At 44.2% G+C, this 8,604-nt stretch carries 6 protein-coding genes; 4 read left to right on the top strand and 2 right to left on the bottom strand.

Annotation, left to right across the window (positions count from 1 at the left end; genetic code table 11):
- Nucleotides 1-47: 47 nt before the first annotated feature.
- On the bottom strand, nt 48-716 hold the full coding sequence (locus tag H9653_RS10310) for a NuoB/complex I 20 kDa subunit family protein (RefSeq protein WP_068406534.1): 669 nt from the start codon (nt 714-716) through the stop codon (nt 48-50).
- 124 nt (nt 717-840) lie between these two features.
- Nucleotides 841-1,452 carry an NADH-quinone oxidoreductase subunit A gene (gene ndhC / locus H9653_RS10315; RefSeq protein ID WP_102077400.1) on the bottom strand — a complete coding sequence of 204 codons (612 nt, stop codon included), beginning with the start codon at nt 1,450-1,452 and terminating at the stop codon, nt 841-843.
- A 943-nt stretch (nt 1,453-2,395) separates the two neighbouring features.
- On the opposite strand from ndhC, the gene H9653_RS10320 reads away from it, so the two are divergent.
- The 4 genes from H9653_RS10320 to H9653_RS10335 all read left to right on the top strand — a co-directional run bounded on the left by H9653_RS10320 (nt 2,396) and on the right by H9653_RS10335 (nt 8,531).
- Nucleotides 2,396-4,429 (top strand): UvrD-helicase domain-containing protein, encoded by a 2,034-nt coding sequence (locus H9653_RS10320; RefSeq protein WP_068406542.1) that lies wholly within the window; start codon nt 2,396-2,398, stop codon nt 4,427-4,429.
- Nucleotides 4,430-4,522: 93 nt separating this feature from the next.
- The gene (mgtE, locus tag H9653_RS10325) at nt 4,523-5,926 is read left to right on the top strand and encodes a magnesium transporter (RefSeq protein ID WP_191692301.1); all 1,404 of its coding nucleotides are present in this window, start codon (nt 4,523-4,525) and stop codon (nt 5,924-5,926) included.
- A gap of 274 nt (nt 5,927-6,200) precedes the next feature.
- Nucleotides 6,201-6,665 (top strand): dUTP diphosphatase, encoded by a 465-nt coding sequence (gene dut, locus H9653_RS10330; protein WP_191692302.1) that lies wholly within the window; start codon nt 6,201-6,203, stop codon nt 6,663-6,665.
- A gap of 129 nt (nt 6,666-6,794) precedes the next feature.
- Nucleotides 6,795-8,531: a phosphohexomutase domain-containing protein gene (locus H9653_RS10335; protein WP_191692303.1), complete on the top strand. Its 1,737-nt coding sequence runs from the start codon at nt 6,795-6,797 to the stop codon at nt 8,529-8,531.
- Nucleotides 8,532-8,604 lie beyond the last annotated feature (73 nt).

Consider the following 8,604-nt stretch of genomic DNA (forward strand, 5'->3'; position numbering starts at 1 on the left):
TAAGCGTACGCGCACTTCTAAGAATTATGAACAATTGAGCTAATAAACTAGATACTGTCTGGGCTACGCAAGTTTTTCACCGCAATACGGTCCGCTTGCTTACGGTCACGCTCAGGCGTCATTTGCGGCTGGTAAATGCCCTGCTCATTAACATGAATACCCAGCGGACGACGCTCTTTAGTAATCGACTCTTGCAGTAGCATCAAACCTTGAATCAAAGCTTCTGGACGCGGCGGGCAACCAGGCACATAGACATCGACAGGAATGATTTTATCGACGCCTTGCACCACTGAATAGATGTCATACATACCGCCCGAGTTGGCACACGCGCCCATCGAGATGACCCATTTTGGCTCAAGCATTTGCTCATAAAGGCGCTGAATAACCGGTGCCATTTTCACAAAGCAAGTACCAGCGACAATCATTACGTCTGCCTGACGGGGTGAGGCGCGGATAACTTCGGCACCAAAACGTGACAAATCGTGTACGGCGGTTAAGGTGGTGGCATATTCGACATAACAGCAAGAGGTACCAAAGTTAAATGGCCATAGTGAGTGCTTGCGCCCCCAGTTTGCTGTTGAATGGACAAGGTCTTCAAGACGACCCATAAAGACGTTTTTATTGACTTCTTCTTCGATAGGGTCATTGACCGTTTGACTGGTCTGTGCAGGATAGATATCTGCATCAGGGTTGGCTTTTGTTAATGTGTATTTCATAACATACAACCTTTATTTTAAGCGCTGCGTGACAAGTATTTATCATCACTAGCGCCATAACTTCTATTATTAATAAATGACCATTTAGGTGTAAACAAGACTGCTATAAGCAATGAACTTAAAGCTAGTCTTGTTGTGCAGCAGTGGCAAAATCCACTGACGTCACATTACCCGTGGTATTAATATGATCGATATTTTGTAAATGGCGACGATTGGTCTCGATATTGTTTGAGACATTAATTTGCCCTGAAGACTGCGCCGGTATCTTGCCTGTTGGGTCAACCATCAGCTCATCAACGCCATCAAACTTGGTGATGTCGGCCAAATTAAAACCGGCTGGCGCCGCATATAGACGCGCTTGTTTACGGCGTTTATCCGCTGGTGCCCAGTTCATCGCGCCCAGACTCAGCTCATATATCAGACCGATGATTAAGATTGTGATAAAGATGGCGGCGGCAGCAAACCCTAACCAGCCGGCTTCGCGCACTGAAACGGCATACGCATAAAGATAAAGCGCTTCTAAATCGAAAATCACAAAGAAAATCGCCACCAAATAGAATTTTGCAGACAAACGAATGCGGGCATTGCCAGCTCCGACAACACCCGCTTCAAATATCTCTTCTTTTTGTGTGCCCTGAGAGCGACCGCCAAGCAAGCGCGGAACGACCAGCATAAAGACAACTAGCCCAATGGCGGCTAAAATAAAAGCAATTGCTGACCAATTAAAAGCAGACATGATAATACGTGCTCCTCACCCAATCGAGTGTCAAGCGCACCGCGAATACTCACAAATGATGGTGGTAATGGCGATAAGCATAACGCAGACGAAAACACAAAGTAGCTGTCATTGACTCATTTTTGAGCAAATATATTTAAACAACTCAAGGACTGTGATAAACCCATGACTATTATAGCTACTGTGCTGGTAATAACCAATTATCAAGCTTATTGACGACGATGTCAGACATGACCAACTATAGATATTCCGGCATGCACGCGGATAAAAGGCTGGTCGCCCAACGCATCTTTTAACAACGTAAGATCAACGTATTAAATCAATATCGTATTTATTGGCGTACTTAATTGATTTAATAGCTCATACACGTGGTCAACAATGACGTGACAACTGGCATAAATTATTTACGTACTATACGCATATCGGCAATCAAAAGCTAGTTTTTAACTGCATTGAATGGTCATTTTATCTGCAAAAAAAATATGTTTTTTTTACCATAAACTATGTTATAGACGTTACCTTATATTACGTGCGAATCTGAATTTTTATGTGGGCGCTGCTATATATAGTGTAAGCTGCGCAAAGCAAACACTTTTTTAACTCAAAACCCGCTGCCAACTCCTCCCCCAAAGACAGGATTTTTGCTTTATAATAGCCCACCTCATTTTGACGCTTTGGCGTTATTTGAACACACATTTTGTTACCCTTTATTATTGGGTATACTTTACCGAAAATATCGTCTTTATTAAAAATACCATCCTTATTGACGTTATGATTTTTATTATTATCATCTTAATAAAATCAGCGTTTGATTGAAATCATCGTTTTAACAAAAGTATAGCTACCTTTTGCCATATTTCGATTGGCAGTACAGTTAGTCAACGATGCTACTATCCGTTATCCGTTTTATCTTCTCTTTTGCTTTTGTCTTACAGGTCATTTTATGAGTCAACTTAATCCCAAACAACAAGAAGCCATGCTTTATGTCTCAGGACCTTTATTGGTATTGGCTGGGGCAGGCTCCGGTAAAACCTCGGTGATTACCCGTAAAATCGCTTATCTCATCGAAGAATGCAATATGCCAGCCGAGCGTATCACGGCGGTGACCTTTACCAATAAAGCGGCGCGTGAGATGAAAGCGCGGGTCAGTAAATTGCTGCCAAGTGAAAAAACTCGCGGTCTGACGGTATCGACCTTTCACCAATTTGGCTTGCAGTTTTTGCGTTACGAGCTGATTCATACGCCATTGAAAGGCAACTTTTCCATCATGGACAGCGATGACAGCAAGCGGCTCTTAATGGAGCTGATGATGCGTGACAATTTAAGCGGCGCCGAAAGCCGTGAGCTGGTTGGCAAAGCGATAAAAATGATTTCTGATTGGAAAAATGATTTGATTGAGCCGGATAAGGCGATGGAAACCTTGGACGATCCAGAAGATATGATTTTTGCGACGCTTTATGCTTTATACGAGCGTAACCTACGCGCTTATAATGCCGTAGATTTTGATGATTTGATTGTACTGCCAACCAAAATCTTACGTGAAAACGCTGAGCTGCGTGATAAATGGCAAAACCGTATTCGTTATTTATTGGTCGATGAATATCAAGATACCAATACCGCCCAATATGAGATGATTAAATATCTGGTCGGACCGCAAGGGCGCTTTACTGTCGTAGGTGACGACGACCAATCTATCTATGCGTGGCGCGGTGCAAAACCTGAAAACATGGCCCTGCTAAAAGAAGATTTCCCCAAATTAAAAATCGTCATGCTTGAGCAAAATTATCGTTCAACCACGCGTATTTTAACCTCTGCCAACGCCGTTATTACCAATAACGAGCATTTATTTGAAAAGAAACTGTGGTCAGATAAAGGGCAAGGCGAAAAAATTCGCATTATTAATTGCCGTAATGACGACGATGAATCTGAGCGCGTGGCAAAAGAAATCGTCACCCATAAACTGCGTTTTGGTAATGAATGGGAACAATACGCCGTTCTTTATCGCAGTAACTTTCAGGCGCGCATGCTTGAGGCGCAATTGCGTCAGCTGCAAGTGCCGTATAAATTATCGGGCGGTCAGTCGTTCTTTGCCCGTAGTGAAATCAAAGACATCATGGGCTATCTGCGTCTGATTTTAAACCCCGAAGACGACAGCGCATTTTTACGTATTATCAATACGCCCAAGCGCGGCATGGGCCCAGCAACGCTTGAAAAGCTTGGTTTATTTTCGCAAGAGCATAGTATCTCCTTACTTGCCTCTTGTACCCATGCTGGTCTTGCTCACGTCTTGCCGTCAAAAGCCTATGGTACCTTAAAAGAGTTTGGCGATTTTATCGAGCATTATACCCGTGAGCTCGATCAGCACCCCGACCCTGTGCCTATCGTCCGTCAAATGATTGATGAAACCGGCTATATCGACTTTGTACGTAGCGATGCCAAAACGCCGCAACAAGAAAAAAACCGCATCGATAATATCGACATGCTTTATACCAGTATTCAGTCATTGATTAATCGTGCTGAAGAAGACGAAGACCGTACGATTGATACCATCATTCGCAAATTGGTCTTGCTTGATATGCTCGAGCAGCAGCAAGAAGAAGAAAATACCAATAAAGTGAACCTCATGACCTTACATGCAGCAAAAGGCTTGGAGTTTGATTTTGTCTATATCATGGGACTTGAGGAAGAAATGCTACCGCACCGCAACTCTATCCTTAGTGAAACCATTGAGGAAGAACGCCGCTTAATGTACGTGGGTATTACCCGCGCTCGCCGTGAGCTGACATTAACGCTTGCGACCCAGCGCCGTGCAGGCGGGCAAATGCGCGTGACCTCTGAATCACGTTTTTTGGATGAATTGCCAGAAGATCATATCGACTGGCCGGCCAAAGCGAAAAAGAAAAAAGCCAGCAAAGACCCTGAAAAAGTCGCTGATGAATACTTGGCCAATATTCGTGCTTTACTAGGTAATCGTTAAGTTTAAAACTTAAGCGATACCCTGTTTACCGCTCTTTACATGAGCGGTAAACTCAATTTTTATACGAATATCTTTTAAAAATTTGGAACCTTTATGCCGACCTCGACGACGAATCCTGAACGACCATTGACCCGACAGGCTGACTATAATCCGGCAGAAGCAAGCGGCGAATATAAGTTATTATATTTGCAAGAATTGGTAGCAGAAAAAGCGTATGCGGCGATTACTGAGTTTTTAGAAAAGCAATCAGAATATGAGATTGCCAGCCTATTAGAGTCTTTCCCGAGCCAAAATCGCTTACTGATTTGGGCGCAAGTACCAGAAAATATCAAAGGTGAAGTACTGGCAGAGCTGGAGTTTGATACCCGCCAGCCGCTGTTGGAGAATGTTTCTTCAAAAGAGATATCGCTGTTTACCCAAGACCTTGATGCGCAAGATATCTCTGAGATTTTAGATACCGTTACCGAAAGTGTGCGCACCTCGGTGATGGCAACCTTGGATGAAGACATCCGAGTGCAGGTCAATAAACTCGATACTTATGAAGACTGGGAAGTCGGCAGTTATATGGATCCTGACCTCATTCAAGTCAGGGACGACATCACCCTTGCAGAAGTGCAAAGCTGGCTGCGAGAGAATGCTGATTTGCTCGATGATGAAAGCCAAGAGCTATTGGTCGTCGACCAAAGCCAGCAGCTGCTTGGCTTATTGAGTCTGGCGGATTTGATTAAACACCAGCAAAGCACCTTAGTCGCCGACTTGATTCATAGTGCCATCACTGTCAATGATCGCTTAGATATTCAAGATGCGGCGTCGATTTTCCGTTCAGAAGATATCCGCTTTGCGCCAGTGATTAACAGCCACGGCGAGCTGGTCGGACAGTTAAACGGCGAAGATATCATGGAGATTATCCAAGATGATGTCGATAGCACCATGAAAAACCTTGCTGGTGTTAGCCAAGATGAAGAGCTGTTTGCGCCTATTTTAACCAGTGCCAAAAGCCGTAGTATTTGGCTCGGTATTAATTTATGTACCGCGCTATTGGCGGCCGCTGTGATTGGGCAGTTTGAAGCGGTATTAGCAAAGGTTGTGGCACTGGCGATATTGATGCCGGTGGTTGCCAGTATGGGCGGAATTGCAGGCTCGCAAACGCTGACGGTGGTCATTCGCGGGATGGCAATGGGTCAAATCGGTGGGTCGAATCGCCTATGGTTATTAAATAAAGAGCTGTGGGTTGGCGCGATAAACGGTATCATATGGGCGATAATCATGGCGATTATTGCGCAATTGTGGTTTCATGATGTTAAAATCAGCGCCGTCATCGGGCTTGCCATTGCGATTAACATGACCGCCGCCAACGTTTCGGGCATTAGTATTCCGCTGATGCTCAAACGTATGAATATCGACCCTGCGCTATCCGCCTCGGTTATTTTGACCACCGTGACCGATATAGTGGGCTTTATGTCGTTTTTGGGCTTGGCGAGCGTGCTGATTCTTTAGTCGACCGCCCATGAAAAGTTGAAAAACAAAAGTTAAAAATCAGCAGCTATTTCTATTAATACGCCAATCTCAACTTATCGTAGGCTTTTGATTTTTATAGAATTTAAAATTCTAATTGTTTTAACTGAAATTTTAAAAACTAAGTAAACCAATACCTTAGAAAAACAAGTTGAGAGTGGGGTATTAATAGTTGTTGTTAAGCATTTAAAACCTAATCGTTAAAAATGTGATTCATTCTGTTTATACAACCATTACATCGTTAAGTGAGTGCGTTATGCAAGCTGTACAAGTTAAAGTATTAAACCCTAAAATTACTGAAGATAAAGCGTTCTCGCTACCGACGCGCGCTACCGATGGCAGCGCAGGTATTGACTTACGTGCTTGCATTGATGAACCGTTGACCATTAAAGCGGGAGCCACGTATTTAATAGGCACTGGACTTGCCGTTTATATTCAAGACCCTAACTTTGCGGGTATGATTTTACCGCGCTCAGGTCTCGGTCATAAGCATGGTATCGTCTTGGGTAATTTGGTCGGCTTGATTGATGCCGATTATCAAGGTGAGCTGATGGTTAGTATTTGGAATCGCAGCAATGAAGACTTCGTACTCAACCCAGCAGAACGTATGGCGCAATATGTGGTTGTACCAGTCGCCCGTCCGGAGTTTGAAGTGGTGGCAGAATTTAGTGATACCAGCGCGCGCGGTGCGGGCGGTTTTGGCCATTCTGGTCGTCAGTAGCATTGAATATCAGCATTAAACAGTAAGCATCATTGGATTTTTATTTAGCATCAAGCGCAGCAATAAAAATAATCAGCGATTTTTCATTCACCACTAGCCCATTTATCACGACTATAAGGAGAGTAAGCGATGCCGTCTTTTGCTGCGCAGCACTCCTTATTTCGTGCTTATGATATTCGTGGGTCGCGCCAGCATTTTACCGATGATTTTATTCATGCCTTGGGAAATGCTTTTGCGTATCTTTATCAAGCTCAGCCAAGCATTTATAGAGAAAATATTGGCGAAAATAGTAGCCGAAGCACTAACGAAAAAACCATTGTCGTTGTTGGTCATGATGTGCGTGACGGTAGTGGTAGCATGGCGCAAATATTTGCTGATATCTTGTCTCAGCATGGTCTACAAGTCATCCAACTAGGACTTGTTACCACGCCAATGATGATTTTTTGGGCGGAGCAATATCAGGGGCATGGCATTATTGTCACTGCCAGCCATTCTGCTAAAGATATTTTAGGAGTGAAATGGCTCGTCAATCATATCTCGCCTAGTAGCGCCGATATTCAAACGTTATATCAACAACTAGCTAGTTATAATTCGCAAAATTCGTCTGTAAAAACCAATGACCAGCCTGTGCGTTATAAACAACAGCAGTTACCTGCTAATCAAGTCACAAGCGCTTATAGCGACGCTATTACTCAAGTTTTTAAGCAAATCTATCAGCCTCTTAATCAAACTGTAGAAGATAATCACCCACCCTCCTCTAAACTTGATTTAGTGGTAGTCATTGATTGTATGCACGGCGCCACCAGCAATATCGCCAAGCCTTTATTTACGCATTTTTGCCAAAGTGTCATCATGCTCAACGATACGCCAGACGGTGACTTTCCTGCTGGCAATCCGGACCCGACTGAGCCGCAGCGTCTTAAACAGTTGCAGCAAAGCGTACTGCTTCATCAAGCAGATATAGGTATCGCCTTTGATGGTGATGGCGATCGGTTAATGGTAGTCGATAGTCGGGGCAAAGTCGTCACGCCCGACCACCTGCTTTATCTATTAGCAAAAATAGCGGTTATTGAAAGTCCGCAAACATTAAAGACTTCGCGACCATACCCGCAAGTGCTCTTTGATATTAAATGCTGTCATCATCTGCCCAAGCTTATCAGTGAAATTGGCGCCACGCCTGTGCTTAGTAAAACTGGCAGCAGCCTCATGCGCCAACAAATGCAGCAGTCTGACGGTCAAATAACCTTTGCTGGTGAGCTATCTGGGCATTTTATTTTTAATGATAGCCGCTTTATACTTTATGATGACGCCATGTATGCAGCACTACGACTGCTCCATTGGTTGGGAAAATCTCAAGGTACTCAGTCAACTCGTACAAAAAGCCTAGCCGATATTATTAAAGGTTTACCGGTTATCGTCAGTACCGCTGACCATTATTTACCGCTACCAAAAACTATAGCTAACGACTGCTCTATCGTGCAGCAACTGGCAAGATTTTGTCAGTATTTACAGCAATTGGTTCACGCGACATCAGCTGCGTCTATACATCAACTCAACCCGCAAGCCGTCGTTGCCTGTGCGCCGTCCCTTTGTACGTGCTCGCAGCAAAGCCAATCTACTACTTTAGAGCAGGCGCAAACGCTATTGCCAGTGAGCACCAAGCTTAGCTGTATCGATGGCGTGCGCTTAGATTTTGCGCGCGGGTTTGGCGTATTGCGCCAATCAAATACCAGTCAAAATCTGACCGTGCGCTTTGCTGGTGATAGCATCGACGACCTTATCGACGTTCAAACGAGATTTGCCGCCTTATGCCGCCCCTTTAACAAGACGCTAGCGATGCAAATCTTGGCTATTGTTGCTGATTGACATACTCCCGCCACTTTCGACAAGCTCAAGTGGGGGATTCTAAAAGCAAAAGCTCTTAGGCGACTTTCTCACG

Origin of the sequence: Psychrobacter communis, assembly GCF_014836505.1 — a bacterium.
Taxonomy (GTDB): domain Bacteria; phylum Pseudomonadota; class Gammaproteobacteria; order Pseudomonadales; family Moraxellaceae; genus Psychrobacter; species Psychrobacter faecalis.